Here is a 25,844-nt window from a genome sequence, read left to right as displayed (position 1 = left end):
AGGCAAGAGGTTACTGCACCACTACGCGGCTCACCTGCGTGGCCTCGGGGGTCGTCACTTGCACCATGTACAGGCCGGCTTTCAGCGACGTGGCGTCGATGGTCAGGTCGGCACCGGTCAGGGGCTGGGTTTGCGTCAGCACCACGCGGCCGGTGGCGTCGCGCAGCACCACGGTAGCCGTGCGGGCCGAGGTGCTTGCAAGGTGCAGGTTGAAGCTGCCCTTGGCGGGGTTGGGGTAGAGCTGCATGGTGCTGGCCTGCACCGTGCCGGTGCGGGTGGCCAGGGCAATGCGGCAGGCCGTTACGCCCTGGTTTTGCTCGGCAATGCGGGCGGCGTACTCCTGATAGTACTGGTTGGCAATGCGCTGGTCGTGAATAACGAGGGTGTTTTCGTCGTTCTCGGTGTCAGCCGAAGCCGTCCAGTTGTGCGAGCCCACGAACACCGTCGGGTCCGACTGCGGCGCGCTGGCGTCCACAATCAGGGTTTTGTGGTGCATGATGCCGGTGCGGTTGTCGAGCAGGTAGCGCGTGCCCATGCCGCCCCGGATGGTGCGGAACACGAAGCCGGCCACGCCGCTGGTGTCGTTGGTGAGGCCGTCGGAGCACTGCGCGATGTTGCGCTGCATCACTTGGTCGGCAATGGCGCGGCCGATGTCGGTGCGCGTCACCAGCATCGAGAGGATGTGCATGTCATAGTCAGCCGTGCGCACGGTTTCGATGAGGTGGGCGTTCACGTTGTCGGTGGGCGAAAACCACGATTCCACCTGCTTGCCGCCGATGACGAGGTAGTGGGGCGTGTTGTCGGTTTTGCGCGAGCCAAACAAGGGCGTGCCGGGCGTGGCCGTGGCGCTGCCCCACATCTCGTTAAATTCCAAGGCGTACACGCGGGCCAGGCTCTGGTCCTGCACGGTCACCACGTTGTTGCGGTCGGTGCTGAGCTGGGCCGGGGTCCAGTTCGTCGAGCCCGTCCACACCATGGGCACGTTGGGGTTGGTGCTGTTGGCGTCAATCACCACAAACTTGTTGTGCATGATGGAGCTGCCGCTGCTGCCGGTCTGGGCCGGGCGGAAGATGCGCGGGATGGCCGCGTTCAGGCTGCCAATGCTCACGTTGGCGTTGTCGTCTTCGTAAATCACGCGCACGGCCACGCCGCGGGCCTGGGCGGCGTTCACCGCATTTAGAATGGCGGCGTTGTTCCAGTTGTAGATGGTGATGTCCAGGGTCTGGGTGGCGCGGCCGATGTAGCGGGCCAGCGTGTCGGCCACGCTGCCGTTGGGGGCGTACACGGCGGCGTTGCCGGCCAGGGCCAGCGTGTTATCCACGGGGCGGGTGAAGTAGGTGCGCATGCGACCCGACGAGAGCGAAGCCGTAATCATGGGCACCACGCGCGACTCCGAGCGGCCCACGCTGTTCACCGACACGGCCTGCACATAGTACACGGTGGCCGGCTGCAGGCCGGTCAGGGTTTGGGTGTGGGCGGTGGTGAGGGCCGTGTTGCCGGCCACCGTCGTGAACGTGCCGGTGGGGCTGGTGGCGTACGAAAGCTGCGTATTGCCGGCGTTGGCGGTGTTAAAGGTGACCGTGAAGCCGGTGGTGCTGATGTTGGTCGGCTTGGGCGTGCTGGTCAGGTTAGGCGTCAGGCCCTGGATGAAGTCCGGGTACTTGCGGTTCAGCAGCTGGTAGCCGCCCGTGGTGGACGTGGCCGACGAGCTATACTGGCTCATGATGCCCACCGCGTCGAAGGTGCCCGTGGGGCTGGGCTTGCCGATGAGGCCGTCGGGGCCGTTGGAGTTGGTGGGCACGTAAGTGACCAGCGTCGAGTTGTTGTTGAGGCGGTAGGTGGTGTTGGCCGTGAACGACGTCACTGAAGCCCCGCCGGTCGTGTTCACCGACGTCAGGCCGTTGATGCGCACCAGCATGCCCTCGTACTGCTCGGCGTAGGCCGAAGCCGCCTGGGCCGAAGGAAATACCACCGGCGCCGGAATGGGCCGGTTGCCGGCCAGCACGGTCACCGACGTGATGGGGTCAATTTCGAGCAGGCCGCGGAACATCTTGAGGCCGCCCGTCACCTGAATGCTGTCGCCGGGCACGAGCTGCGACACCAGCGGGCCCGTGGCGCCGCCCGTCGTGTACACCCCGATGCCGGCCGTGCCGTCCTGAATGTAGCGAATGATGCTCACCGACGAGCCCAGCTCGTCGCCGTTCGTCACCGTGCCGCGCACCGTCACGGTGGGCCCTTGGGTGGTGTTGGTGGTGGGGGCCAGGGCCCGCGCCGCCGCAATGGTAATGGGTGTCTGGGCTTGCACGGCGTGCCACGAGGTGGCGCACGCCAGCAGCGCCAGCAGGGTAAATTTCTTCATAAAGAAGCGAGTGTGATGAAACGGTTAGGTCTTTAAAAATGTGGGAAGCCGAATTACAAAGATGCTGAATTTCAACGAAACCAGCGGCCTCGCGCCCCACGGCCGGCCCAACACTGCCGCTTAATTTTTGGTGCCCGGCCGGCTCCGTTTGCCGCTGCTGGTGATGAACGGCACGGGCGCGGCCGTTTCGGTGCCGGCGGCGTTGCGCGAACTCACCTCCACGTAGTAAGTGGTGCCCGGAATCAGGTCGCTCAGCGTGAGGCTGTGGCGGGTGGTGAGGGTGGCATCGGTCCGGATTTCCTTCAACTCCTGGGCGTTGAGGCCGTAGCGCACGCGGGTGTCGCCGGCGTTCAGCGTCGAGTACACCACCGTAAAGCCCGTCGGGCTCACGTCCACCGGCACGGGCTCTTCGGTGAGGCGGGGCAGGCCGCCGCCCAGCACCAGGTCGGAGGCCAGGCGCGGCAGCAGCTGGTAGCCGCCCGTGCCGCTGGGCGAGTACTGGCTCAGCACGCCGCGCAGGTCAAACGTTTCGGTGGGGGGCGTGGCGTCGACAAGGCCGCCCGGGCCGGTGCTGGCCGCGCCCACCCGCACCAGCGTGCCCGGCTGCCCGTTGAGGAGGTAGTTGGCGTTGCCGGCCAGGGCCGTGACGGGGGTGCCCGTGGGCGTGAGCAGGCGCGGTACGCCCGTTATTTCGAGCAGGCGGCCTTCGTTGGCTTCCACAAACGCGCTGGTGGCCTGGGCCAGGGGCACCTGCAAGGCGCGCACCCGCACGCCGCCGGCCAGCTTGTGAAACGAGGTTATGGGGTCCATTTCCAGCAGGCCGTTGTAGAGCTTGAGCTGGCCCGTCACCTGAATGCTGTCGCCGGCGTGCAGCTCGCCGTAGCCCGGCAGTTTGGCCGGCTGGGCATACAGGGCCAGGCCCGCCTCGGCGTCCTGGATGTAGCGAATGTTGCCCATCTCGGCGCCGTTAATCACCACGGCGCGCACCGTGACGGTGCTGCCGGCCCCGAGGGCGCGGGCGGCTTTCACGGTGAGAACGGGAGGAGCGGCGGGGCCGGGGGCGGCCTGTGCGGTGGCCGTCAGGCCGGCAAAAAGCGAAACGAAAGTGAGCAGCTTGGTCATGGCGTGAATTGAAGAATATGTAGACCGAGAAAGAAGAGCTTACGCAAATCTCGTTATAAATTCTTCATTTGCTGCACTCATTCACAATAAATGACCGACTTTGCTGCAATGCTATTTTATCACAAAATATTAACTTCCGGGTGAAGCTCGACCGCAAACTGCTCGCGCACCGAAGCAATGATTTCTTCGGCCAGGGCGCGCACTTCGGCGCCGGTGGCACCGCCGTGGTTCACCAGTACCAGGGCCTGGCGGGCGTGCACGCCGTGGGTGCCGGCGCCGGCGCCGCGCCGCAGCCCTTTCCAGCCGGCCCGCTCGATGAGCCAGCCGGCCGGCACCTTCACGCCGCCGGGCACGGGATAGCCGGGCAGGTCGGGGTACTGGCTTTTGAGTTGGTCGAATTTGGCCTGCGACACTTCGGGGTTCTTGAAGAAAGAGCCCGCGTTGCCGATTTCGGCCGGGTCGGGCAGCTTGCTGCGGCGGATGTGCACCACGGCCCGGCTCACGTCGTGCGGGGTGGGCTCGCCCTCGATGCCCATTTCGGCCAGCGTTTCGGCAATGGCGCCGTAGCGCACGTTGGGCCGGGCCTGGCGGTGCAGGCGTAGCACCACGGCCGTGACCACAAACTGGTTTTTTAGGGTGTTTTTGAACACGCTTTCGCGGTAGCCGAAGCCGCACTCGCCGGCCGTGAACACGCGCAGCGCGCCGGTGCCCATTTCCACGGCTTCGAGGTGGTCGAAAGTGTCGCGCAGCTCGGCCCCGTAGGCGCCGATGTTTTGCAGCGGCGCCGCGCCCACCGTGCCGGGAATGAGGGAGAGGTTCTCGATGCCGCTCAGCTGCTGGTCCAGCGAGTATTCCACGAGGCCGTGCCAGCTTTCGCCAGCCCCGGCGCGGACAAGGGCCGTTGAGTCGTCGGCATCTTCGCTCATGATTTCAAGCCCGCGAATCTCGTTCTTGAGCACCACGCCGTCGAAATCCCGGGTGAACAGCAGGTTGGAGCCGCCGCCGAGAATGAGCTTGTCGGCAGCCTGCACTTGGGGCAGCTTCAGGAGCTCACGCAGCTCATCAGCCGAGGCAAAGCGGGCGAAATAGCGGGCCTTCACGTCGAGGCCAAAGGTGTTGTAGGGGCGGAGGGAGACGTTTTCTTCGAGTAGCATGGCGCAAAGGTACCGGCCGTGGCGCGTGGCCGGCGATGCTCCCAGCCGATGCATTGACCGCCGAAAGCTTGTGCCGGGTATTGTGGGTTTGTGCCGCGGCGCAGCCTCTTGTGCTGCAGCTCGACAAATTTGTGCTAAAACGAAAGTGTTTGTGCTTGAAAATAAAGGTTTGTACCTGATTCCATAGCCAGAGCAAGTAGCATTTCCACATCTCTGTGTTGCGAGTCACTCGACCTGAAAAGTGATTCCAGGCATGATAGTACTGTCCGACTTCCACGAACTTCGCCTCATGCACTCCAAGCAAACTACCCGCCTGAGCAAATTCCTGAGCCTGCACCTGCGCCACCGGCCCGAAGCCATTGGCCTGAAGCTACAGGCGGGCGGCTGGGTGAGTGTGGATGAGCTGCTGGCTGCCTGCGCGGCCAAGGGCGTGCCCATCAGCCGGGACGAGTTGCAGGAAATAGTGGCCCGTAACGATAAGCAGCGCTTTGCCTTCGACGAGGCTGGTACCCGCATTCGCGCCCAGCAGGGCCACAGCGTGGCCGTCGACTTGCAGTTGCGGCCTGCCACGCCGCCCGCGGTGCTCTACCACGGCACGGCACCGGCCGCGCTGCCCGCCATCCGGCGCGACGGCTTGCAGAAAATGAGCCGCCACCACGTGCATCTTTCGCCCGACGTGGAAACCGCCCGCCGCGTGGGCGCCCGCCGGGGCCAGCCCCACATTCTGACCGTGGATGCTGCCGCCATGCACGCGGCCGGCGCGGTTTTCTATGAGTCTGGCAACGGCGTGTGGCTGGTCGATGCCGTGCCGCCGCAGTATCTGGGCGGGCTGTAGCGCGGGAAATTGTACGGGAACGGCTGCTTGCCGCTTTTACCTCACCCGGTACCCGCTCATGGCATAAAACAGCAGGTACAGGTAGCACAGCGCCGGCACCACAAACGCCACCCGCAGCCCGCCGCCATGCGTGGCCAGCCAGCCCATGAGCGGCGGAATGAGCGCCCCGCCCACAATGGCCATAATCAGATAGGAAGAGCCCTGCTTGGTGAAGGGCCCCAGGCCGGTGATGGCCAGCGGGAAAATGACGGGCCACATGATGGAGTTCATCAGGCCGCAGAGCACGATGAGCCACAGGGCCGTTTCGCCGGTGCTCAGGATGCTCGCGCCCACCAGCGCCACGCCGGCCGCGCACACGGCCACCAGCAGGGCGCGGTTGTGGAATTTGAGCAGCAGCGGAATGCCCACCACGCGCCCAATCAGCGAGCCAAACCAGTAGGAGGACACCAGCACCGCGCCCACGGCTTTGGTGAAGCCGGCGGCCGTGTCGATGGGAGCCGGGTCCTGGCCGAAGAGGACGCCTACGTAGTTGGTGGCTACGTTGAGGCCGCGCACCAGGCTTTGGGTGAAGGCTGAGAGCTGCTGAATGCCCTGTGACTCGCCGTAGCGAATGAGGAAGGAGCCCAGGCCCACTTCGACGCCCACGTACACAAAAATGGCCACTACGCCCAGCACCAAGTGCGGAAACGCCAGCGCCGACGTGCGCCCCGGTGCCATGGGCCGGGCTTCCTCAGCAGCTTCTTCCGGAATGCCTTCGATGTCGGGCAGCTTTACAAGAAAGAAAAACATGGCCGCCAGCAGTACCAGAAACACTGCCAGGCCGATGTAGGGGCCTTTCACCAGTTGCGATTCTTCGGCCAGGCGTTCGCTGAGTGGGAGGGCGGCCAGCCGCGCTTTCAGGGCCACCGAGCCGCCGAAGAGCACCAAGCCGCCCACCAGCGGGGAGAGGCTTCCGCCGAAATTGTTGGCCACGCCCACTACGCTCACCCGCGCCGCCGCGCCGCGTGCCGGCCCCAAGATGCTTACGTACGGATTGGCCGCCACTTGCAGCAGCGTGATGCCCGCGCCCAGCGTGGCCAGCGCCGTTAGAAACAGCCCAAAAGCCCGGGAATCGGCTGCCGGAATGAAGAGCAGTGCGCCCACGGCCATCACCAGCAGGCCCACCACGATGCCGCGCTGGTAGCCCAGTTGCTTGAGTACCCAGCCCGCGGGCAGCGACATCAGAAAATAAGCCCCAAAAAAGGCCGACTGCACGGCCGAGGACTGCAAATCGGTGAGCTGGCACACGTCTTTCAAATACGGCATCAGCACGTCGTTGAAGTTGGTGACGGCGCCGAACAGGAAGAACAGCGTGGTCATCAGCACCATGGGGCCGGCGTAGGAGCGGGCAGGGGCAGCAGCGGTAAGGGAAGGAGAGGAAGGAGCGAGGGCCATAAATGCAGGAGTGGGACGGCGAAAGGCGAAAGTAGCGCGAACTTTGTAGTTCGCGTTTCGGTGCCGCAGGGATTTTCTGGCGGCGCGGGGACGCGGACTAAACGTCCGCGCTACTTATGCACCTCACCGCCACTACCCAGTTCGGCCTGGAAGAACTCCTCGCCGACGAACTATACGACCTCGGGGCCGACATCACGCACGTGGGCTCGCGCGCCGTCGAGTTCATCGGCGACCATCGGCTGCTCTACGAAGTGGCCCTCTGGAGTCGGCTTTCCATGCGCCTGCTGCGGCCCTTCGCCGCCTTTTATGCCGCCGATGAAAAGGCCCTGTACCGCGAAGTGAGCCGCATCGACTGGCAGGATTTCATCGGCCCGGGCCAGACGTTCGCCATCACGCCCGTGGTAAACCGCTCCACGTTCGAGCACTCGCTCTTCGTGGCCCAGCTCACCAAAGACGCCATCGTGGACCAGTTCCGCAAGCGTACCGGCGAGCGGCCCAGCATCGACACCCGCAACCCCGATATCCGCCTGCACCTGCGCATGACGGAGAACGAGGTCATCCTCAGCCTCGACGCGGCCGGCGACTCGCTACACCGCCGCGGCTACCGCCAGGGCACCAACGAGGCCCCGCTGAACGAAGTGCTGGCCGCCGGCTTGGTTTTGCTCTCGGGCTGGGATGGCAAAAAGCCCCTCATCGACCCCCTGTGCGGCTCGGCCACCATCCTCACCGAGGCGGGCCTGATGTGCCAGCGCATCGCGCCGGGCCTGTTTCACCAAGGCAAGTTCGGCTTCGAAAACTGGTACGACTTCGACCCCAAACTGTGGGAGCAGGTGCGCGAAGAGGCCAAAGCCCAGCGCCTCGAAGAGCCGCAGGCTTACCTGGCCGGCTCCGACCTTGACCCCAAAGTCATCGAGATGGCCGCCGCCAACATCACGGCCGCCGGCCTCGAAGACTGCGTGCGCCTCTCGGTGCGCGACGTGAAGGACGCGCAAGCCCCGGCCAAGGAGGAGCCCGGCATTGTGCTCACCAACCCGCCGTATGGCGAGCGGATAGGGGAGGAGGCGCAGATGGCGGCGCTCTACAAGACCATCGGCGACACGCTGAAAACGAATTTTCAGGGCTACAACGCCTTTGTGTTTACCGGCAATCTGGAAGCGGCGAAGAGCGTGGGGCTGAAGCCCGCGCGGCGCATCCCGCTGTTTAACGGGCCCATTGACTGCCGGCTGCTGAAGTACGAATTGTACCGGGGCTCACGGCGGGAACCGAAGCCGGCCGAGGGTCCGGCTCAAAACTAATCTGCTTGGAACTTCCCGGCCCCGCCTATTATTTTTATCTAATTACTCTGTCCGCGTCATGTCCGATACCTTAACTACCGCTCCTCCCGACCTGCTGCCCGCCGCCAAACAGGCCCTGAAACGGTATTACGGCTACGACAATTTCCGCCCCATGCAGGCCGACATCATCCAGAATATTCTGGGGGCAAAGACACCGTGGTGCTCATGCCCACCGGCGGCGGCAAGTCGGTCTGCTTCCAGATTCCGGCGGTGGTATCGCAGGGCACCTGCGTGGTGGTGTCGCCCCTCATCGCCCTGATGAAGGACCAGGTGGAAGCCCTGAAAGCCAACGGCATTGCGGCGGCTTACATCAACAGCAGCGTGGGCCAGTCGGAGTCCAACGACATTGCCCGGGCCGCCGTGAGCGGGCACCTGAAGCTGCTGTACGTGTCGCCGGAAAAGCTGCTGAGCGACGGCTTTTTGCAGTTTCTGAACCGGGTCAACATCAGCCTCTTCGCCATCGACGAGGCGCACTGTATTTCGAGCTGGGGCCACGATTTCCGGCCCGAGTACACCCAATTGGGCCAGCTGCGGAACCACTTCCCCAACACGCCCATCATCGCCCTCACGGCCACGGCCGACCGCCTGACCAAGCGCGACATCATCACCCAGCTCAACATGCGCGAGCCTCGGGTGTTCCTGTCTAGCTTCGACCGGCCCAACATCAACCTGCTGGTGCGCGGCGGCCAGGACCGGGTGGGGGCCATGCTCGACTACATTGCCCGGCACCCGCAGGACCCCGGCATCATCTATTGCCTCTCGCGCAAAACCTGCGAAACCATTGCCCAGAAGCTCAGCGCCAAGGGCATCAAGGCCGGGCACTACCACGCCGGCATGACGCCCCTGCAGCGCGGCAAGGTGCAGGAAGCCTTTTTGCAGGACGACCTGCAGGTCATCGTGGCCACCATCGCCTTCGGCATGGGCATCGACAAGAGCAACGTGCGCTGGGTGATGCACTACAACCTGCCCAAAAACATCGAGGGCTACTACCAGGAAATCGGCCGCGCTGGCCGCGACGGCGCCCCGTCGACGGCCATCCTGTTCTACAGCTTCGCCGACGTGATGCAGATGCGCGAGATGGTGACCAAGGACGTGCCCGCGCGTCAGGCCCAGCTCAACACGGCCAAGCTGGAGCGCATGCAGCAGTTTGCCGAAGCCGCCAGCTGCCGCCGCAAAATCCTGCTCAACTACTTCTCCGAGACCCTGGGCGAGGACTGCGGCAACTGCGACATCTGCCGCAACCCGCCCACCACCTTCGACGGGACGCTTATTGCCCAGAAAGCCCTCTCGGCCGTGTTCCGCAGCCGCGAGCGGGTGGCCATCAACCTGCTGATTGACATCCTGCGCGGCATGCGCAACCAGGCCGTGCTGCAAGGCGGCTACGACCAGATTAAGACCTACGGCGCCGGTTCGGATTTGCCCTACCTCGACTGGTACAGCTACATCCACCAGATGCTGAACGACGGCCTGTTCTACATCGCCTACGAGGAAGGCTACGCCCTGAAAATCACGGAGCGCGGCCACCAGGTGCTGAAGGGCCAACTCACGCTGCCGCTCAAGAAATTCCAGCCCGCCGAGAAGGCCGAAAAGCCCACCCGCGCCAGCAAGAAAGCCGCCAATGCCGCCTCTGCGGCTGCTGTGGGCACGCCCGAAGCCCAGCTGTTCGACAAGCTGCGCCGGCTGCGCAAAGCCATTGCCGACGAGCAGGGCGTGCCGCCCTACGTGGTGTTTTCGGACGCCACGCTGCAGGAAATGGCGGCCGAGCGGCCCGTGAGCCGCGTGGGCATGCTGGGCATTTCGGGCGTGGGCATGAAGAAGTTTGAAACCTACGGCGAAGCCTTCATCAAGCTCATCATGGAGCACGGCGGCGGCCAGTACGTGCCTTCCGATTCGGACAGCATGTTCAACGAGCCGCGCCCGCGCCTGGCCAAGGCCGAGAAAGCCGAAAAGTCGGTGGGCGACTCTGAAGAAGCCACCGTGCAGTTCCACCAGATGGGCCTCGCGCCGGAAGACATTGCCGAGCGCCGCGGCCTGGCCCTGAGCACTGTGAAAACCCACCTCTACACGGCCTACGCCAAAGGCCGTGAGCTGCGCATTCAGGACTTCGTGAGCGACTCGGAGCTGGCCGAAATCCTCACCGCCCGCGCCCAGCTCGGCAACGACGCCACCCTGCGCGACTTGTTCGACCACCTGCGCGAGAAGTACGACTACTTCCAGCTGCGCATGGCCGGGCTCTACCACAAGCGCCTGCGCGGACAGTAGCCCAGCGCTACTCAGCCAATATTTTACGCAGGCCCGCCGTTACCCACGGCGGGCCTTTTATTTGCAGGTTGCCGCCCGAACCCGCTGCCTTCATGCTCCGAAAAGTCATCCTCTTTGTTGCCGCTGCCTGCATCGCCGCCTTCGCCGGCCTCATGCTCACCAAAACGCTGCCCTACTATACTTTCGAAAAGGGCATCCATTTCCTCACCACCAAAAGCGACGAAACCAACGACGACCCGGTGTTCCGGTTCGGGTTCTACGTGCACATCACCACCAGCCTAGTGGTGCTGGTGCTGGGGCTGCTGCAGTTTCTGCCGGTGCTGGCGCGGCTGGGGCCGGGGCTGCACCGGCAGCTGGGCAAGGGCTACGTCATCGGCATTCTGGCCCTGGCGGCGCCGTCGGGGCTCATCCTGGCGCACTTCGCCAATGGCGGGCTGGCGGCGCGGGTAGGCTTCACGCTGCAGTGCCTGGTGTGGTGGCTCTGCACCTGGAAGGCCTACCGCGCCGCCCGCCAGCGCCAGTGGAGCCTGCACGTGGACTGGATGTTGCGCAGCTTCGCCGTGACGCTGGCCGCCCTGGCCCTGCGCGGCGAGAGCTACCTGATGTACTACGTGCTCGAAACCAAGCCGATAGAAACCTACCTGACGGTGACCTGGCTCTCGTGGGTGGGCAATCTGATTTTGATGGAAATCCTGCTCGAAGTAGGGTTGGGGCGGTATTTCCTGCGGGAGTTTATGCCGGAGCTGCGCAGTAAATTGGTGGCGTGAAAAACTTCCTCTACCCATTTACGCTGGCGGCCCTTGCTGCTTGCCAACACACTGCACCACCCGTTGCAAAAACTGTCGCTACGACTGCGGTTCCAACCGCTGCGCTGCAGAAGGCCAAATTAACTAATAATGACATTGCGCCCGCCGACGTGTTGACACCGGAGATGCTGGCGCTGCTGCAGAATTTCGATTTGGCCCCGCTGTGGGCTGCTGACACGGCTTTTTCCGACGGATATCCCACAATGGTTGGTTTTTTGGGACACGACCACTACAGTGTTTCGCTGCTCTTCGATGAAGTAGCACGGGACATCAACCAGCCGCAGCTTTTTCATGTGCGTGGTCGGGACCGGTTTCACAAAATCATCACCCCGTTTGAAGGGACCATTCAAATTCAGCGCATTGCCGATTTTGATAGTTGCTATGTGCAGGCTCCCGAAGAAGATTCGGCTCGAGTGTACACAGCAAGTGCAGTGTTTACCTTCAAGCAGGCGAAGCAGCGCCAGGGCGCGGGCGTTTTCTCAGGCCAAGCCTTTCTAGACTTCTACATCACCAACAAAGGGTATTGTCGGACGCCGGAGGTGGTGATGGGTGGAATTATTGACAAACACACCCCCACTAAGGGCAGCGGCCGTCTGCTCAGGGGCGCGTGGACCGGCTATGGAACCGGCGATTCCAAGCCGTTTCTGGTAGCAAACGACTTATTTGTCATCGCCCCGGAAGTCTATTCGGACTTTGGCGTGGGCGACCGGGGAACGCAAGTCAATCCCAAATATGCCAAGCAGGGCTGGACAGATTACTGGGAAAACGAAGAATGGTGGGCCGCCTCGCCCAAGCCTTCGCTCAGCCTGTAATACTAAAACATAGCCATGCGCCGTTAGAAGCACCGAAGTACCAGCCCACTCCCTAGCCGGCCTTCGCTCACTGTTTTTCGCGGTTTTATGCGTTTTCATCTGCTGCTGGCGGCTCCTGCGCTGCTGCTCGGCGCGGCGCGGCCCCTGAGCCAGCCCGCCACCCTCACCCGTTCGTTGGTAGCGCCCGCACCGGCGGCCCTGGCCGCCCCGGGCGCTGTGCTCAGCAATGCAGCCCGCCAAGCCCTGCTGGCCCGCACCAACCTGGGCAAGCTGTGGCAGCACCAGCCGCAAAGCGGCACCGAGGACGTGCTCAACGGCTGCTTCGGCTACGACGGGCGCCGGCTAGAGTTCGTGTTCACCACCGTGCAGGCCGACGCCAAAAGCCCCGGCCGCTACCTAGTGGCCGGCAAGTTCCGCTGCTACGGCGACGTGACGCCCTTTCGCGGCAGCATTGAGCTGCAGCAGGTGCAGCGCCTCACCACCGAGCAAGCCGGCTATTACGAAAACGACAAAGCCCAGGCCCCGATTTATTGCGCCACGGGCAGCTTTGCCCTGCGGGCCAGCAGCAGCGTCGGCCTGGGCGGGCAGTTCGGCGGGCGCGTGGCCCTGGACTTCAAGCTGCCGCCCGGCCACCGGCCCGAGCTGGCCACCTACACCCACAACCCCGCCACCCGCAACGGCGGCCTGCTCTTCGACGGCGAGTGGCGCGAAGAGGCCGTGGCCGAAACCGCCATCCCCGCCGTGTGGAAGCAGGGCATAGCCGTGACGCGCCAGATTCTCACCCGTTTCGAAATCGGCGAGCGCGACGCCCACGTCAACCCCAAATACGCCCGCGTGGGCTGGAATAACTTCTGGGCGAACGACGAATGGTGGGCCGGAAAAACGGTGGCGCAACGCTAAAGTGGTGGGCAGAAAATTATTAGCTAAGTGAATTAGTAACTTCGCGCTTGCGTTGCTAACTTCACCAGCCGAATTCGCGTTGAACACAACGCCATTCCCGGCGGCTGCCCTCCCCATGATTAATACGAACCTGAAATTTTGCCGGCGCGAGCTCGCCCTCACGCAGGCCCAGATGGCCGACAAACTCGGCATCAAACGCTCCCTGGTGGGCGCCTACGAAGAGGGCCGCGCCGAGCCCCGCCTCGCCACCCTCGTCAACATGGCCCGCCTGTTCGGCATCACGCTCGACCAGCTCGTGACCACCGACTTCAGCAAGAAGAAGAACGCCAAGATTATTGGCTCCGTGCCCGCCCCCGACGCGGCCAGCGCCGAAGACGACACCGACCCGCCCACCTCGCCGGCCGGCGGCAAGCTCCGCATCCTGGCCCTGACCGTGGACAAGGACCAGAACGAAAACATTGAGTGGGTGCCCCAAAAGGCCGCTGCCGGCTACCTCAACGGCTACGCCGACCCGGAGTACCTGGAGGTGCTGCCCAAGTTTCGCCTGCCCATGCTCTCGAACACGGGCACGTACCGGGCCTTTGAAATTGCGGGCGACTCCATGCTGCCCATTGCCAGCGGCACGGTCATCGTGGGCCGCTACGTGGAGGAATGGAGCACCATTAAGGATGGCACGCCCTGCATCGTGGTGAGCAAGCGCGAAGGCATCGTGTTCAAGCGCCTCTTCAACAAGCTGCGCTCCGGCGCCATGTTTGTGCTGCATTCCGACAACCCCAACTTTTCGCCCTACGACCTGAACGTGGACGACGTGCTCGAAATCTGGGAGGCTAAGAGCTACATCAGCAGCACCTTCCCCATTGCCGAGCTCTCGCTGGAGCGCGTAGCCAGTCTCGTGCTCGACCTGCAGCAGCAGGTGGCTTTGCTGAAAAAGGCATAGCGCCGTATCCCGAAGCTGTGCTTCGGTTCAGCGGCACGACGTAGAACGCTTTCCGCCGGGCCGAAGCGCAGCTTCGGAGTACGGAACACAAGGCCCTTCCGTAGCTGCGGAAGGGCCTTGCTGTTTAAAGGGCCTAACTTCTGAAGCCACCGGCCCGTATGCGGGGCACGCCCAACCTTACGCGCCCCTTTCCATGCTCAAATACATCTCCGCCGCCGACCGCCATCACGCGGCCCCTGCCGCCTGGCTCAGCAGCTATTTCCTGTTTTCGTTCGCCGATTATTTCGACCGCGACAACATGCATTTTGGCCCGCTCCGGGTGTTCAACGACGACAGCGTGGCCCCGCAGTCGGGCTTTCCGCAGCACCCGCATTCGGAGATGGAAATTGTGACGCTGGTGCTCGAGGGAGAAATCCAGCACCAAGACACGATGGGCAACAAAACCACCATCAAGGCCGGCGAGGTGCAGCGCATGACCGCCGGCACCGGCCTGGCGCACTCCGAATTCAACCGCAACGACAAGCCCCTGCACCTGTACCAACTGTGGTTCATTCCCGGCCAGAAAGGCCTGGCGCCCAGCTACGAGCAGAAGGACATTGGCTTCATCGACGGCAATAAAAACGAATTGGTACCCCTCGTGACCGGCCAGAAAGTGCTGGAAGACGTGGTATACATGAATTCCAACAGCACCGTGTATTGGTCTAACCTCGACTGCGGCAAGGAAATCGAGTTTAAGACCTTCCCTATTCGCCTCACCTTCATTTATGTGAAGGAAGGCGTGATTTTCGTAAACGGCACCGAGCTCGGCCCCAACGACCAGGCCCGCATGACCAACGACGACGTGGTCCAGATTCGCGCCAATAAAGACGCGCAATTCATTCTGATTGACTTGCCTTCGAGCGAATCCAACTATTAAACAATCAAACCATAAAACGCAAAAAGCCGGCCTCATGGGGCCGGCTTTTTGCGTTGTGCGGGAGCAGGTTAGAAATTGTAGGTGACGCCGGCCGAGAAGCCGGTCGACTTGCCGATGTTGCGGCCGGCCACGTAGGTGCTGGCGCCCAGCGTGAGGCCGAAGCCGTTGGCAATGGGGCGGTAGGCGCTGGCCCCGAGGCGCACGAAGTTGACGCGCGTAGACGGGAAAAATCCGGTGAAGCCCGCTTCCGAAATATCGGTGCCGCCGTTCGATTCTTGAAAAGCGGCGAAGCCTTCCACGTAGGTTTTGGGGCCGGCGTAGCCGATTTTGGCCTCGCCGATGAGGGCGTGGGGCACGGGGCCGGTGCGCAGGCTGTAGCCTATCTGCCCCGTGGCAAACACGCCCGATGCGGTTTTGAGGTGCGCCACGCCCGAGGCAGTGTATTTGGTGGCGCGGTTGCCGATGGCGATGATGTAGCCGTAGCCAGTGTTGCTCTGGTAGTTGCTCAGCGGCGTGCTGTAGCTCACCGTGCCCAGCAGGTCGAGAATGCTGCTGCCCAGTTCGCGGCTGTAAGCCTTGAACTTGAGCAACGCCGTCACGTCCTGAAAGCCCTGGCGCACGTTGGTGTAGCCCTGGGTGGAATACAGCGCGTTCAGGTCGTTGATGACCGTGCCGGGCGCCTTGCCCTTGGACTGAATGTAGGGAATGCTAAGCACGAAATCGACCTTGTCGGAGAGGCCGTAGGTGCCGTACAGGTTCACGGAGTTGACGCGCACTTCCTGGAAGATGGGCACGCCCTCAATTTTTTCCGGGGCCAGGTAGGCGCTGGTGTAGCTTTCGGTGGTGCCCGACACCACCACCGAACCGTGGTGCTTGCCGGCCATAAAGCCGCTTACCAGACTTTGCGCCTGTGCAACCCCGGAAGAAAATGCCAGCAGAATGGCAGTGCACACCAGTGTAGAATATTTTTGCATAATAGCAAGAATGCTTAAGAAGTAAAAGGGCGTTTGCCGCCGGGTGTTAAGTTGCTGCAAAGCGTTAAGGCTGCAATCTACGGGCATATCCAGTGCCTTGGATTTACCTTAGCGCAATCCGAAGGCCCACGAAATGCGTTTGTATTCAGCATAGTATGGTCAACTCTTCTATTTGCCCGATGAACCTTACCATTTACCCGATGAAAAATTTTTTACCTACTAAAGCCGGTCTGCTGCTCCTGGCGCTTTTGACGCTTGGCGGCTGCGCCAAGAATAAAGAAATAGCCCCGTCCATCACCAACATCGCCGTTACCAATCCCGACTTCCAGACCCTGGAAGACGCCGCCATTCGCGGCGACGTGGCCGTGCTGCTCGGCAACAAAAACGAAGCCGACCCGTCGGGCAACTTCACCGTGTTTGCGCCCACCAATGCGGCCTTTGCCCGCCTGGGCCTCAATTCGGCTTCGGACCTCACGGCCCTGCAGCAGCCGTTCCTGCGCAACACGCTGTTCTACCACGTATTCAGCGGCACGCTGCCGGGCAGCGCCCTGGCGTCAGGTAGCACGTCGGCCTCGGCGCTGGGCCTCACGCGCCGCATCATTCAGCGCCCCGACGGCAGCCAGTACGTGAATGGCTCGAAGATTCTGGGCAAAGACGTGCAGGCGGCCAACGGCCTCATTCACCCCATCGACAAAGTGCTGCTGGCCACGGGCGCCGACGTGCTCAACTCGGCCCTGGCCCTGCAAAGCGGCAGCGTGTTCGTAAAGCCCGAGCTTACTTTTTTGGTTGAAGCCGTGGTGTACTGCAACCTGCAGTCGGCCCTGACGGGCACGCCCGGCAGCGCCAAACTCACCGTTTTCGCGCCCACCGACCAAGCCTTTAAAGACCTGGGCACGCTGCTGAACGTGCCGCTCAACGTGCCCGCCGACATCCGCAAGCTGCCCGTGGCCACCGTGACGGCCGTGCTGCTCAACCACGTGGTAATTGGCGGCACGCAGGGCGGCAAGTTCACGCCCGAGCTACCCGAAAACACCAGCATCGCCGCCGCCGGTGGCCCCATCGCCCTCGGCGCTTTCACCAACGGCGTGCTCACGGCCAAAGGCAACGGCAACGCCGCTCCGGCCAACATGGTGATTCCCGACGTGCAATGCACCAACGGCGTGGTGCACGTGATTGACCGCGTGTTGCTGCCGTAGGTAGCCGCTCCTAAAGCGAGAACGTCATGCTGAGCGCAGCCGAAGCATCTCGCGTGCTTGACTAATCCGAACTATTGGATTACTACCACACGCGAGATGCTTCGGCTGCGCTCAGCATGACGTTCTTCTTTTGTCCGTCTACCGACCAGTTAGCCGTTTCTACATGGTGTATTTGCGGCCTTTGTTTTGTGCTTTCAGATAGGCCATCAGCGGCTGGAAGTAGTCGACCATGGCGCGGGCCGAAAGTTCTTCGCCGGTTTTCTCTTTCAGCACCACGCGCCAGTCGCGGCTGGAGCCGGGGCGCATGATGTCGCGCAGAAACTGGCCCACTTCCTCGCTGCCGAAGTAGTTGGTGGCGTGCGGGTCTTGGTGCAGAATGTTTTTGGCAATGTGGTCGTGCAGCTGAAACAGGATGACGTAGCTCAGGGCGTAGTCGTAGTACTGCGCGGGGTCGTCGTTGATGTGGGTTTTGGTGGCGGGGTCGAGGTAGTTTTCGCCGCGCGTGGTGGGCGGCACCATGCCTTGGTACTGCTTGCTCAGGGCCCACCACTTGGCGTTGAGCTGGTCGGCGGGTAGTCTCTCGGCATAGAAGCTGTTTTCCCACTCGCTCATCACGCCCGAGGCGAAGGGGATGAACACCACGTAGTCCAGCGCCTCCTTGAGCAGCTGCTGGGTCTGGTCGGTTTTGGTGCCCGGCTTCACCAGGCCCAGGCCTTCCAGGAAGGGCTGCTGCTTGGCGGCCAGGCCCATCATCGAGCCAATGGCTTCGTGGTAGGCGCGGTTGGCGCCCTGGCGCAGCAGCGGCGGCACGTCGGGGTTGGAGTAGGATTGGTAGTAGAAAATGTGCCCGAGCTCGTGGTGGGCGGTTTCGTACCACTCGGTGTTGGCCTCCACGCTCATCAGGCTGCGCAGGTCGTTGTTGAGGTCGATGTGCCAGGCCGAGGCGTGGTTGTTCTTTTTATACCCAGCGTCTTTGGGCAGGGGGTAAAGGCTGCTTTTCTCGTAGAACGAGGCCGGCAATGCCGGGAAGCCCAGGCTCTGGTAGAACCGCTCGCCCTGCTTCACCTGCCACTCGGCGCCTTTTTTGGCCAGCACAGCGTCGAGGTTCAGGCCTTTCACGTCCACCATCGAGCCCCAGCTCTGGCCCCAGCGGTTGGGCAGCCAGTGGGCGGGCAGGTAGTCGGGCACCTGCTTCACCTTGTATTTCTTGGCCAGCTCGTAGCGGGCGTAGGTGTGCAGCTCGCGGTAAAGCGGGCGCAACTCGTCGTTGATTTTGCGCACCAGCGCCATCATTTCATCCCGGGTCAGGCCGTAGTCGCTGGCCTGGTAGGTGAAATAGTCGGGGTAGCCCAGGGCCTGCACGGTCTGGTTGCGTAGGTCGCGCAGGTTGAGCAGGCCGTCTTTCAGCGTGGGGCCGATGGCCTTGCTGGCTTCCCACACTTGCTGACGCTTCTGCGGGTTGGTTTCCTTGCGCAGCAGCTCGTCGAGGTCGTTGGTGGTGACGGACTTGCCCGCGTATTTGTAGTCGAAGCCGTAGAGCTTTTCGGTCTGGGCGGCTTCGGCGCTGATGCGCTTTTTCACCACGTTGGCCACGGTTTGGGGGTTGTTGGCGGCGTTGTAGAGGGCCGTTTCCAGCTGCTTCACCTGCAGCTCCGTGAGTTCGGATTTGTGGCTCAGCAGCTCGCGCAGCTGCCGAATGTTTTCGGCGCTGCCCGTGAAGGCGGCCATGCGCTGGTTGGCGCGGGTGGTGGCGCCGGCGTTGGCCGTATCGCCGGCCACGATGTGCGTGTTCGAGCGCCACTCGGCCTCGCTCGAAGCGGTGTAGAGGCGCACGTATTCGGCGTTGTAGCCGTCCAGAAACTGTTGGGCCTGGGCTCGGTAATCTGGAGCCGTGGGCGGCACGGTGGGAGCCGTCGGGGCCGTCGGCGTGGTGGCCACAGGTGTTTTCGCGGTGGGTGCGCAGGCCGCCAGCGTAGCAGCGGCCATGAGGGGAAGCAGGTGCTTTTTCATGGGGCAAAGAAATGCGTTTTGCCAATGAAAAGCAGAACGTCATGCTCATCTGGCGTCCGCGCAGCCGAAGCAACTTTACCGCAAGAGTAAATGAATTACGTTGCGCGGTAAAGATGCTTCGCTGCGCTCTGCATGACGTTTTAAAGACCTACGCCGCCTGGGCCTGCGCCAAATGGCATTCCTTGTACTTCTTGCCGCTGCCGCAGGGGCACGGGTCATTGCGGCCAAATTTGCGGCGGCTGCGCAGGGTTTTCAGCCACTCGCGCGGGTCCACGGCGAAGCGCAGGAAGCGCTTCTTGGGGTTCTGGCGGAAAGCCCGGCTGAGCAGTTCGTACAGCTCGGGGTGGTTTTCCTGCAGTTTTTCGGGCTTTTCGAAAAAGTACTCCGTCACCACGGCGAAAAACTCGGCCTCGTTGGTGGCGGCGTAGGGGTTGATTTCCGACTTGCCGGCTTGAATGGCGGCGATTTCGCGCTGCATCACGGCGGTCCAGGGCTGTAGCAGCTCGGGCGGCAGGGCAGCTTTGGGCAGGCCATCAATCACGCCGTCGGCTTCGTCCAGCATGTGGGCAAACTCGTGGATGCCCACGTTCTGCCGGTCCAGCCCGTCGCGGAAGCCCTGTTCCAGCGAGGCCTTGGAAAGGCGCATGTAGTGCTGGTTCTGGAAATTCTGCACCGAACCCAGCAGGGTGCCCTGCAGCGGCTTCACTTCTTTGTCGGGGTCGTTTTCCAGCTTCCAGGCATCGGGCACAATGAGCACCTCGCCCAGGTTGCCGTATTCCCACTCCGGAAAGCCAAACACCGGAATCAGGGCCGAGGCCGCCACCAGCAGGCGCGTCACGTCGTCGACTTCCGTTTGCACGCCCGTAATGCGCGTGCTGGCCAGAAAAACCTGCACCTGCTTCTCAAACCGCACCTTTTCCTTCTTTGTGAGCGAGAGGTAGAAGGCCACCCGCTCGGCCAGAATCTGGCGCCAGGCGGCCGGAAATTCTTCGGCCAGGGCCTCGGTGCGGCGCCGGCTGTCGGCGGTAGCGTAGCGGTAAAAAGCGTAGAGCACGGCGGCCAGCACGGCCAGCGAAATCAGGTAAACCATGGCCCGCTAGTACGGCGCGCGGCCCCGGGGGTTGGGCTAGGGCCGGGCGGTCGGGGCGGCTTTGGCCACGTCGGGGTTGCGGCTGAGGCGATAGGCCAGTCCCAACCGCAGGTCATAGAAACGGTCGAAAAAGCAAGATTCTAAGCCAATGGTAAGCCGACGGGTGCGCCAGCCGGCACTGAAGTACGGCAGCAAAAGGCTCACGTTGTCGAAATCCTGGTTGCTGGGCGTGGACATCGCGCCGGCGGGCAAGTCGAACGTGCGGCCGGCCGTGGCATCAATCGTAAACCCGATGCCCACAAAAGCCTGCTGCTCGTGTACCAGCGGAAAGTAGCGGCGCGCCCCCAAACGTGCCGTTATCAGCCAGGCCTGGTAGGTGAAATCACTGTATATGGGCGTGGTGTAGTTGTATACCACGCCGCTAATTGTGGTTGAACCGGGCACAGACCCGGTTTGAACCTGGCCGCCCCGGCCACCGCTGCGGCCCAGGTTTAGGTCGCCGTACAGCGAAGCCGTGCGGTCGGGCAGGAGGATTTCGCCGTAGACGCCCCCGGTCGGCGCCATCCACTTGCGGCCGTCGTAGGATTCGTACAAGAGGTAGCGCCCACCTGCCATCACCCCAAAATGAGCGGCGGCCGTGCGGCGAGGCGTGGTTTGCGTGAGCCAGGAGCGCGCGGGCTCACCGGCCGGGGCGCAGGCTGCGTTAAAGGCTTGCACCACCGCACCCACCCCTTCGGCGGTAAACGCGGCGCTGGCCGATTCACGGGTTGCCGCCGGGCAATCGCCAAAATAGCGCTCCAGCTGCGCCCGATAGTTGTTGCCGTCCTGCACCTCCAGTGTGCCGTAGCGGCCGGTGCGCAGGTATTTGCGTTCGCTGAGGTCGAGCACTGGCTGGCCGGGGCGTTCCACCAAGTAGTGCGTGGCGCTGATGCGCCCCACGCGTAGCAAACTGGCCGGGCCTTCGACCAGCACCTCGGCCAGGACCGAATCTACGCGTACGTTCGGGCTGTACGCACGCGGCAGGCGGTCGAGTCTGGTTTCGGCGGCGTGGTCAATGGGCAGCGCTCTGTAGCGGAAATGCCGTCCCCCGGTCGTGACTTCTCGCAATTCGCGGGGCTTGAAGAGCTGTGCTGTTTCGCCAGCGGCCTTGCGAAAGCGGATGAAGGCAGGCGGCTCCGTCCAAAAGTTGTTTTCAACCTCGCCGCGCAGCGTGTCGCCGTTGGCCTGCACCAGCAGGCCGGGCTCGTAGGCCTGCGCCATGCTTTGGGTGCAAGCGCCCACCAGCAAGAGAAACAGAAAAAGTAGACGTGCGGGCATGCGCAACAGGAAAAGAGGGCAGTAGTAAGGGAAGGGTAAAGCTATAGCTACCTGGCCTCGTTGGGGGGCGGCGCCACGGTGTCGTGGTTGCGGCCCAGGCGGTAGCTGAGGGCCAGGCGAAGCGCGAAGTTGGAACCGACCAGGTTGGAAAGGAATTCGTTGGTGCTGCCACTGCTGTGGTAGCTCTGCCCGTCGAGGCTAAGCGTGGTGTGGCCGGTGCGCCAACCCAGCGTGAGGTTAGGCAAGATGGTGGGGTCGGCAAACAGCTCGCGGGTGCTCAGCTCGGTGGTGAGCGGAGCGCCGGTGGCGCTCAAGCGGGCACGAATAAGCCGGTTCATCTCAAAGCCAAAGCCGACCACAAACTGGTTTTCGTGCGGCAGGGGGTAGAAGAAGCGCAGGCCCAGCCGGGCCGTGCCCAGCAGCGCCCGGTAATCGACGGGGATGTAGCTGGGCCCGGCGCCGGGCGCATACCCGTTGTAGTACAGCAGCTGGTTGCTGAAGCTGCTCACGCTCAGTTCGCCATACACCGCCGCCGTGCGGCTGGGTTGAAAAAGCTCGGCGTAGAGGCCGCCAAACGGGCGCACCTGGCAGTCGACACAGGCCCCGCTGGTGAAGCCGGTTCCGTTCTCGACGCGGTTGTAGCGCGCCCCGGCCAGCACCCCGCCCTGCAGCGACACGCGGCGGCGCGGCCGGGCCGTGGCCAACCAGCTGCGGCCCGGCTGCTTGGCGGGGCTGCACGTGGCGTTGTAGGCCTGCACCACCGCGGCCAGCCCGGCAGCCGTGAAGGGGGCTCGCTCGGCCGCCTGCGCCGCCGCCGGGCAGGAGCCGAAGTACAATGCTAGTTGGTTTAAGTAGTTGTTGCCGTCGGCCACTTCCCACGAGCCGTTCTGGCTCATGCGCAGGTATTTCCGGTCGCTCAGCTCCTGTACCGGTTGGTTGGGGGCCGTCAGGAAGTAGTGCACCGCGCCGGGCCGCACCACGCGCTGCAAGCCTGCCGGGCCGTCCACCAGCACTTCGGCCAGCACCGAGTCCATTTTCACGTCGAAATAATTGCCGCGGGGTAGCTTGGCCAGGTTGGTTTCGGCGGCGTGGTTGATGGGCAGCACCTCGTACCGGAAATACCGCCCCTGCGCAAATAGCACGGCCCGCAGCTGCCGCGGCTGGAAAAGCTGGCTGGGTGCATTGGCCGCCGTCCGAAACCGGATGAACGCGGGCGGTTCCACCCAAAACCCGTTTTCAATCTCGCCCCGCAGGGTGTCGCCGCTGGCGCGCACCAGCAGGCCAGGCTCGTAGGCTTGGGCGCGGCCCTGAAAGGTGTAGCAGAAAAAGACAGCAAGCAAAAGCAGTAGCCGGCGCAGCATGGGGCAAAATGGTAGAATGAAGCCCCTAAAGTAACGGCAAATGCGCCGCCAGCTTCGTGCGCAGCAGCGCAATCAGGGCCGGGTCGCCAAACGGGTATTTGTCCGGAATGCGCAGCACCACGACGGTTTTGCCCCGCAGCTCTTCGGCAAACTTCTCGCGGAGGCGGTCGGCGTGGCGGCGCTCCATCACGAGGATGATTTCGGCCCAGCCCAGGTGCCCGGCCGTCACGCGCACCCGCGCGCCGGGCTCGGTGCCGGCCGAGCGCACTTCGTAGTGCGCGTGGTCGTCGAAAAGCCGCTCGGCGGTGAGGCTGCGCCACTTGTTCTGGCTACAGATAAAGAGTAGGCGCATGGGTAAGTAGTATTCTAATAAAATAAAAAGCACGTCATGCTGAGCGCAGCCGAAGCATCTCGCGTGTGGTAGTAACTCAATCGATTGGTTTACTGCCGCACGCGAGATGCTTCGGCTGCGCTCAGCATGACGTGCTTAATAGTCCTAAACAGTCTACCGAATCAGGGCCACCTTCACTTTCTTGCCTTTCACCTTGGCGCCCTGCATGCGGGCCAGCACCTCTTCGGCCTGGGCCTCGGGCACGGCCACGAAGCTGTGGTGGTCGAATACTTCAATGCGACCCACGGCGTCGCGCTCCAGCCCGCCCACGCTCACGAAGGCGCCGGCCAAGTCGCCGCGGCTGATTTTCCCGCTCTTGCCCGCCGACACGTGCAGCGTGACGGTGCTCGGGCGGGGCGCTTTCGGGGCCGCGGCCGGCAGCGCGGGCGGGCGCAGGCCGGCCCATTGCACGTTCTTGGCCGTGGGCCAGTTCTTGATTTTTTCCTGCTCGAAAGGCGTCACGATGAGGTGAGCCGTGCCCACGGCGCCTGCCCGGGCCGTGCGCCCGGCGCGGTGCTGGAAGGTATCGGTCTCGTGCGGCGGGTCGAACTGCACCACGGTGTCGAGGTCGTTCACGTCGAGGCCCCGGGCGGCTACGTCGGTGGCTACCAGTACCGTGGCCGAGCCGTTGCGCAGCTTCATCATGGATTTGTCGCGCTCCGGCTGCAGCATTTTGCCGTGCAGTGCCTCGGCGGCCAGGCCGCGGCCGCGCAGGAAGCGGGTCAGTTCCTCCACCCGGTCGCGCGTGTTGGCGAACACCAGCGAGCGGCCGGCCGTGGGCTGGCTGATGAGGTGGTAGAGGGCGGCGGGCTTCTGGTCGGCGGCGCTCACCACGTGGCCGCGCAGCACCAAGCTCTCGGGCAGGGTGGTGGCGTTGGAGCCGCCCACGTTCATCACCCGGGGCCGGGTGAGGTACTCGCGTACCAGCGCCAGCACCTTGTCCGGCATGGTGGCCGAGAACAGCAGCGTCTGCCGGCGCTGGGGCAGCCGGCTGATGATGGTGGCCATTTCCTCCTGAAAACCCAGCTCCAGCAGCTTGTCGGCCTCGTCCAGCACCAGCACCTTCAAACGGTTCGGGATGATGGTGCGGCGCTCCAGGTGGTCGAGCATGCGGCCTGGGGTGGCCACCACCACGTGGGGCATCTGCTGCAGGCCTTTCACTTCTTCGCGCATGGCGTGGCCGCCGTAGTAACCGGCCACGCGCAGGTTGGGCACGTGCTTGCCCAGGCGCTGCAGGGCGTCGCGCACCTGCAGCACCAGCTCGCGGGCCGGTACCAGCACTATGGCCTGCACCGTGGCCGAAGTGGCATCCACCTGCTGCAGCACGGCCAGGCCGTAGGCGGCGGTTTTGCCCGAGCCGGTGGGCGCCTGGCCGGCCACGTCCTGGCCTTCCAGGGCCGGGGCCAGCACCAGTTGCTGCACGGGGGTGGGCTGAGTGAAATTTAGGTCGGCCACGCCAGCCAGCAGGGCCGGGGCGAGGGCGAAATCGGCGAATTGCAGGTCGGGCTTGGGGGCCGGGGCGCCTTGCGGGGCGGCGCCAGCGGCGGAGGTATCGGGGTTTTGCACGGGGCAAAGGTACGGCGAGTGGGCAGCGTCGGCATTTGAGGGGCCATAGCTGTCATTCTAAAGTGTGTCGAAGGATGAGAGCAAGGCACTAGGGCTCGTCCTCCACGTTCACCAGCCGGTAGCGCACGGCGGTTTTCTTGGGCCGAATGTCCAGCCCAATGCGGTGGGCGTAGGCCTTGGTGAACGCCGCGCCGAAGTAGAAAATCATGGCGCAGTAGAACACAAACAGCAGCACCAGCACCAGGCTCGATGCCGGCCCGTAGACCGGGCCCAGGTCGCGGGCCACCAAGAACTGGCCCAGCACCACCTCGCCCAGGCTGATGAGCACGGCCGTGAGCGCCGCCCCGCGCGTGACGGCCCGCCACGGCACTTTGGCCAGGCTCAGCGTGCGAAACGTGACCCCGAACCATACCGCCAGTATCAGCCACGCCACCAGCCCGTTCAGCCCCCGCACCACGTAGTAGCCGAAGGTGGCGTCGAAGTCCCGGATGCTTTCGGCAAACAGCCCCAGCGCCGCATCAGACCCAAACGCCAGCAGCGACAGCACCGCCGTGGCCAGCAAAATGCCTCCCGAGCGCGCCCGCTCGCGCAGGGCCTGCGACACTTTGCCCGTGCCGCGCTTGGGCCGAATTTGCCAGAGCTGGTTGAGCGAATGCTGAATGACGGTGAACAGCGTGGTGGCCACGAACACCAGAAACGCAAAGCCCGCGCACGTCACCCAGCGGCTGCGCTGCGGGTCGGCCACGTTCATCACAATCTGCGACACCAGCCCCGCCGCCGAGGCCCCCAGCACCGTGCTGATTTTGTTGAGCAGCAGCAGGCGCACCATGGACGTGGAATACAGCGAGCCCAGCACCGCGATGAGGATGATGAGGATGGGCGGCAGCGCAAACGACGTGAAAAACGCCGTGGCCGCCCCCAGCCGGAGCGGGTCGTTGGCGCCGAGCTCGCGGCCCGCGCGGTGCAGCAGAATGGGCAGCTCGCGCCACCAGGGGCCCGGCAGCTCGGCCGGAGAACCTAACTTTGTCATAACGCCCGAAAGGCAACTTTTTGGGGCGCCGCCGGTTG

The 25,844-nt window shown here is 63.6% G+C and carries 21 protein-coding genes; 9 read left to right on the top strand and 12 right to left on the bottom strand.

The window, feature by feature from the left end:
* Window positions 1-10: 10 nt before the first annotated feature.
* From MUN81_RS22730 to murB, 3 genes are all read right to left on the bottom strand, one after another.
* Complete coding sequence (locus MUN81_RS22730) at window positions 11-2,359, bottom strand: phospholipase D-like domain-containing protein (protein ID WP_280638200.1); 2,349 nt, start codon at window positions 2,357-2,359, stop codon at window positions 11-13.
* 120 nt (window positions 2,360-2,479) lie between these two features.
* Window positions 2,480-3,481 carry a fibronectin type III domain-containing protein gene (locus MUN81_RS15210; RefSeq protein WP_245111741.1) on the bottom strand — a complete coding sequence of 334 codons (1,002 nt, stop codon included), beginning with the start codon at window positions 3,479-3,481 and terminating at the stop codon, window positions 2,480-2,482.
* Window positions 3,482-3,600: 119 nt separating this feature from the next.
* Window positions 3,601-4,635 carry a UDP-N-acetylmuramate dehydrogenase gene (gene murB / locus MUN81_RS15205; RefSeq protein WP_245111739.1) on the bottom strand — a complete coding sequence of 345 codons (1,035 nt, stop codon included), beginning with the start codon at window positions 4,633-4,635 and terminating at the stop codon, window positions 3,601-3,603.
* 289 nt (window positions 4,636-4,924) lie between these two features.
* On the opposite strand from murB, the gene MUN81_RS15200 reads away from it, so the two are divergent.
* Window positions 4,925-5,470: an RNA 2'-phosphotransferase gene (locus MUN81_RS15200; RefSeq protein ID WP_245111738.1), complete on the top strand. Its 546-nt coding sequence runs from the start codon at window positions 4,925-4,927 to the stop codon at window positions 5,468-5,470.
* 36 nt (window positions 5,471-5,506) lie between these two features.
* On the opposite strand, the gene MUN81_RS15195 is transcribed toward MUN81_RS15200, so the two are convergent.
* Window positions 5,507-6,904, bottom strand: a complete 1,398-nt coding sequence (locus tag MUN81_RS15195) for a sugar MFS transporter (protein WP_245111736.1) — start codon at window positions 6,902-6,904, stop codon at window positions 5,507-5,509.
* Between the two features lie 116 nt (window positions 6,905-7,020).
* On the opposite strand from MUN81_RS15195, the gene MUN81_RS15190 reads away from it, so the two are divergent.
* The 7 genes from MUN81_RS15190 to MUN81_RS15160 all read left to right on the top strand — a co-directional run bounded on the left by MUN81_RS15190 (window position 7,021) and on the right by MUN81_RS15160 (window position 14,871).
* On the top strand, window positions 7,021-8,199 hold the full coding sequence (locus MUN81_RS15190) for a THUMP domain-containing protein (RefSeq protein ID WP_245111734.1): 1,179 nt from the start codon (window positions 7,021-7,023) through the stop codon (window positions 8,197-8,199).
* Window positions 8,200-8,403: 204 nt separating this feature from the next.
* Entirely contained in the window at window positions 8,404-10,500 is a 2,097-nt protein-coding gene (gene recQ, locus MUN81_RS15185; protein ID WP_348533139.1) for a DNA helicase RecQ, read from the top strand.
* A gap of 92 nt (window positions 10,501-10,592) precedes the next feature.
* Window positions 10,593-11,267 (top strand): DUF2306 domain-containing protein, encoded by a 675-nt coding sequence (locus tag MUN81_RS15180; protein WP_245111733.1) that lies wholly within the window; start codon window positions 10,593-10,595, stop codon window positions 11,265-11,267.
* Window positions 11,264-12,118 carry a hypothetical protein gene (locus tag MUN81_RS15175; protein WP_245111731.1) on the top strand — a complete coding sequence of 285 codons (855 nt, stop codon included), beginning with the start codon at window positions 11,264-11,266 and terminating at the stop codon, window positions 12,116-12,118. The genes MUN81_RS15180 and MUN81_RS15175 overlap by 4 nt, the downstream gene beginning before the upstream one ends.
* Window positions 12,119-12,205: 87 nt before the next feature.
* Window positions 12,206-13,018 (top strand): hypothetical protein, encoded by an 813-nt coding sequence (locus MUN81_RS15170; RefSeq protein ID WP_245111729.1) that lies wholly within the window; start codon window positions 12,206-12,208, stop codon window positions 13,016-13,018.
* A 115-nt stretch (window positions 13,019-13,133) separates the two neighbouring features.
* The gene (locus MUN81_RS15165; RefSeq protein ID WP_245111727.1) at window positions 13,134-13,955 is read left to right on the top strand and encodes a helix-turn-helix domain-containing protein; all 822 of its coding nucleotides are present in this window, start codon (window positions 13,134-13,136) and stop codon (window positions 13,953-13,955) included.
* A gap of 193 nt (window positions 13,956-14,148) precedes the next feature.
* On the top strand, window positions 14,149-14,871 hold the full coding sequence (locus MUN81_RS15160) for a pirin-like bicupin family protein (RefSeq protein WP_245111725.1): 723 nt from the start codon (window positions 14,149-14,151) through the stop codon (window positions 14,869-14,871).
* A 68-nt stretch (window positions 14,872-14,939) separates the two neighbouring features.
* On the opposite strand, the gene MUN81_RS15155 is transcribed toward MUN81_RS15160, so the two are convergent.
* Complete coding sequence (locus MUN81_RS15155; protein ID WP_245111723.1) at window positions 14,940-15,845, bottom strand: hypothetical protein; 906 nt, start codon at window positions 15,843-15,845, stop codon at window positions 14,940-14,942.
* A gap of 200 nt (window positions 15,846-16,045) precedes the next feature.
* Between MUN81_RS15155 and MUN81_RS15150 the strand changes: the two genes are divergently transcribed.
* Window positions 16,046-17,041, top strand: a complete 996-nt coding sequence (locus MUN81_RS15150) for a fasciclin domain-containing protein (protein WP_245111713.1) — start codon at window positions 16,046-16,048, stop codon at window positions 17,039-17,041.
* Between the two features lie 159 nt (window positions 17,042-17,200).
* On the opposite strand, the gene MUN81_RS15145 is transcribed toward MUN81_RS15150, so the two are convergent.
* The 7 genes from MUN81_RS15145 to MUN81_RS15115 all read right to left on the bottom strand — a co-directional run bounded on the left by MUN81_RS15145 (window position 17,201) and on the right by MUN81_RS15115 (window position 25,806).
* On the bottom strand, window positions 17,201-19,051 hold the full coding sequence (locus MUN81_RS15145) for a M2 family metallopeptidase (protein ID WP_245111711.1): 1,851 nt from the start codon (window positions 19,049-19,051) through the stop codon (window positions 17,201-17,203).
* Window positions 19,052-19,199: 148 nt separating this feature from the next.
* Window positions 19,200-20,141: a M90 family metallopeptidase gene (locus tag MUN81_RS15140; RefSeq protein ID WP_245111709.1), complete on the bottom strand. Its 942-nt coding sequence runs from the start codon at window positions 20,139-20,141 to the stop codon at window positions 19,200-19,202.
* A gap of 36 nt (window positions 20,142-20,177) precedes the next feature.
* Window positions 20,178-21,458 carry a hypothetical protein gene (locus MUN81_RS15135; protein ID WP_245111707.1) on the bottom strand — a complete coding sequence of 427 codons (1,281 nt, stop codon included), beginning with the start codon at window positions 21,456-21,458 and terminating at the stop codon, window positions 20,178-20,180.
* Window positions 21,459-21,505: 47 nt separating this feature from the next.
* Window positions 21,506-22,819, bottom strand: a complete 1,314-nt coding sequence (locus tag MUN81_RS15130; RefSeq protein WP_245111705.1) for a hypothetical protein — start codon at window positions 22,817-22,819, stop codon at window positions 21,506-21,508.
* 25 nt (window positions 22,820-22,844) lie between these two features.
* Entirely contained in the window at window positions 22,845-23,171 is a 327-nt protein-coding gene (locus tag MUN81_RS15125) for a protein tyrosine phosphatase (RefSeq protein ID WP_245111703.1), read from the bottom strand.
* 153 nt (window positions 23,172-23,324) lie between these two features.
* Entirely contained in the window at window positions 23,325-24,776 is a 1,452-nt protein-coding gene (locus MUN81_RS15120) for a DEAD/DEAH box helicase (RefSeq protein ID WP_245111702.1), read from the bottom strand.
* A gap of 88 nt (window positions 24,777-24,864) precedes the next feature.
* A complete protein-coding gene (locus MUN81_RS15115; RefSeq protein WP_245111700.1) occupies window positions 24,865-25,806 on the bottom strand; it encodes a YihY/virulence factor BrkB family protein in 942 nt (313 codons plus the stop codon).
* Window positions 25,807-25,844 lie beyond the last annotated feature (38 nt).

Source organism: Hymenobacter sp. 5317J-9 (assembly GCF_022921075.1).
In the GTDB taxonomy this organism is placed as follows: domain Bacteria; phylum Bacteroidota; class Bacteroidia; order Cytophagales; family Hymenobacteraceae; genus Hymenobacter.
Note: the sequence above shows the minus strand (reverse complement) of the source record. Positions and strands in the feature narration are given on the sequence as shown.

Bases quoted from the DNA above. Each gene is read 5' to 3' on its own strand.
- MUN81_RS15165 (WP_245111727.1), top strand. From the start codon at position 13,134: ATGATTAATACGAACCTGAAATTTTGCCGGCGCGAGCTCGCCCTCACG.
- MUN81_RS15140 (WP_245111709.1), bottom strand. From the start codon at position 20,141: ATGGTTTACCTGATTTCGCTGGCCGTGCTGGCCGCCGTGCTCTACGCT.
- MUN81_RS15190 (WP_245111734.1), top strand. From the start codon at position 7,021: ATGCACCTCACCGCCACTACCCAGTTCGGCCTGGAAGAACTCCTCGCC.
- MUN81_RS15115 (WP_245111700.1), bottom strand. From the start codon at position 25,806: ATGACAAAGTTAGGTTCTCCGGCCGAGCTGCCGGGCCCCTGGTGGCGC.
- MUN81_RS15195 (WP_245111736.1), bottom strand. From the start codon at position 6,904: ATGGCCCTCGCTCCTTCCTCTCCTTCCCTTACCGCTGCTGCCCCTGCC.
- MUN81_RS15150 (WP_245111713.1), top strand. From the start codon at position 16,046: ATGAAAAATTTTTTACCTACTAAAGCCGGTCTGCTGCTCCTGGCGCTT.
- MUN81_RS15200 (WP_245111738.1), top strand. From the start codon at position 4,925: ATGCACTCCAAGCAAACTACCCGCCTGAGCAAATTCCTGAGCCTGCAC.
- recQ (WP_348533139.1), top strand. From the start codon at position 8,404: ATGCCCACCGGCGGCGGCAAGTCGGTCTGCTTCCAGATTCCGGCGGTG.
- MUN81_RS15170 (WP_245111729.1), top strand. From the start codon at position 12,206: ATGCGTTTTCATCTGCTGCTGGCGGCTCCTGCGCTGCTGCTCGGCGCG.
- MUN81_RS22730 (WP_280638200.1), bottom strand. From the start codon at position 2,359: ATGAAGAAATTTACCCTGCTGGCGCTGCTGGCGTGCGCCACCTCGTGG.
- MUN81_RS15145 (WP_245111711.1), bottom strand. From the start codon at position 19,051: ATGAAAAAGCACCTGCTTCCCCTCATGGCCGCTGCTACGCTGGCGGCC.
- MUN81_RS15180 (WP_245111733.1), top strand. From the start codon at position 10,593: ATGCTCCGAAAAGTCATCCTCTTTGTTGCCGCTGCCTGCATCGCCGCC.
- MUN81_RS15210 (WP_245111741.1), bottom strand. From the start codon at position 3,481: ATGACCAAGCTGCTCACTTTCGTTTCGCTTTTTGCCGGCCTGACGGCC.
- MUN81_RS15130 (WP_245111705.1), bottom strand. From the start codon at position 22,819: ATGCTGCGCCGGCTACTGCTTTTGCTTGCTGTCTTTTTCTGCTACACC.
- murB (WP_245111739.1), bottom strand. From the start codon at position 4,635: ATGCTACTCGAAGAAAACGTCTCCCTCCGCCCCTACAACACCTTTGGC.
- MUN81_RS15155 (WP_245111723.1), bottom strand. From the start codon at position 15,845: ATGCAAAAATATTCTACACTGGTGTGCACTGCCATTCTGCTGGCATTT.
- MUN81_RS15135 (WP_245111707.1), bottom strand. From the start codon at position 21,458: ATGCCCGCACGTCTACTTTTTCTGTTTCTCTTGCTGGTGGGCGCTTGC.
- MUN81_RS15125 (WP_245111703.1), bottom strand. From the start codon at position 23,171: ATGCGCCTACTCTTTATCTGTAGCCAGAACAAGTGGCGCAGCCTCACC.
- MUN81_RS15160 (WP_245111725.1), top strand. From the start codon at position 14,149: ATGCTCAAATACATCTCCGCCGCCGACCGCCATCACGCGGCCCCTGCC.